Here is a 1,024-nt window from a genome sequence, read left to right on the forward strand (position 1 = left end):
TGTTTGGCAGTAAAGCTAAAAACTGAATCATCCATATTGGTATAAGCCGTTTTATCTTCAGCACTAAACTGTGTTTTCAGCTCAGTTTCTAAAGCTGCAATTTCATCAGCACGCTTTTGTGCTTTGAATTGCTTAAGTTCAGCTAGGGCATCATCACGTTCACGCTCTGCCTGCTCTTTGGCCTGTTGTGCTTTTTCTAATTCGGTCACGTCTGTGTCCTCTTTGGTTGGGTTTGGATTGGCTTTGCCTGAGAAGGCTTTAATTGATGTATTACGATCAGCACCAGTCGAGCAGATCGTGAACTCACGAATGCGGTTTTGACGGAAGATTGTGATAGGGCCTTCAAATACTTGACCATTCACAGTGACTGTCTTGCCTTGCGAAACCTCTTCAATAGATCCCGGATCAATCATCATTGACATCTGGAATGGGAAGCCATCATCAGAGTCCTGAACGATTTCCTGCGCCTTAGCATTTGTAAGGAAATCACCAGCTACATCAATCTTTCCGTTTGTATCTACTGTCTGAACAACACCAATTCGACTAGAGCTAAAGTGTTCTTCAAGCAAGGCTGCTGGCTTATCAATCTCAATACCATCAAGATCAAAGACCACACCAGAACGCCCCCAGTACCAATGACCATCTACACGGCCACCCGCATAAGCAGTGCCTTTAAATTTTCGTTTTTGTCCCTCTTCAGCTTTCGGGACTTCAATTGCCGCGGCATTGAATAGATACTTCAATCGCTCTTCATTTGGATCTAGCATTTTTCATGCTCCATAAAAAAACCGCCCAGAAGGCGGTCATATTCATTTTTAAATTAGTTCAACAAGGGCTTGAGTGTATAAACCATCTGTCCTTCAACCGTTTCAATCGAAACCACTTCAAAAGATAGCCCCATCGGAATCAGTACACCGTTACCCGCACTCAGCATTTCTAAATCAATACCGAGCCCTTTAGCATTCTCAATCTTGATCACGATGTCACCAGCACTTTCAGCCATCAATAACGGCGCATTCAACTG

Annotated in this window: 1 protein-coding gene and 1 pseudogene; both read right to left on the reverse strand. The window is 43.6% G+C overall.

Going from position 1 to position 1,024, the window contains the following annotated elements:
* A partial coding sequence (locus VXP95_RS15500; RefSeq protein WP_416712355.1) for a hypothetical protein occupies positions 1–767 on the reverse strand: 767 nt, incomplete at its 3' end.
* A 53-nt stretch (positions 768–820) separates the two neighbouring features.
* A pseudogene (locus VXP95_RS15505) lies at positions 821–1,024 on the reverse strand (phage head morphogenesis protein); the annotation flags it as partial.

The sequence above is a fragment of the Acinetobacter sp. 226 genome (assembly GCF_048147925.1).
Taxonomy (GTDB): domain Bacteria; phylum Pseudomonadota; class Gammaproteobacteria; order Pseudomonadales; family Moraxellaceae; genus Acinetobacter; species Acinetobacter pecorum.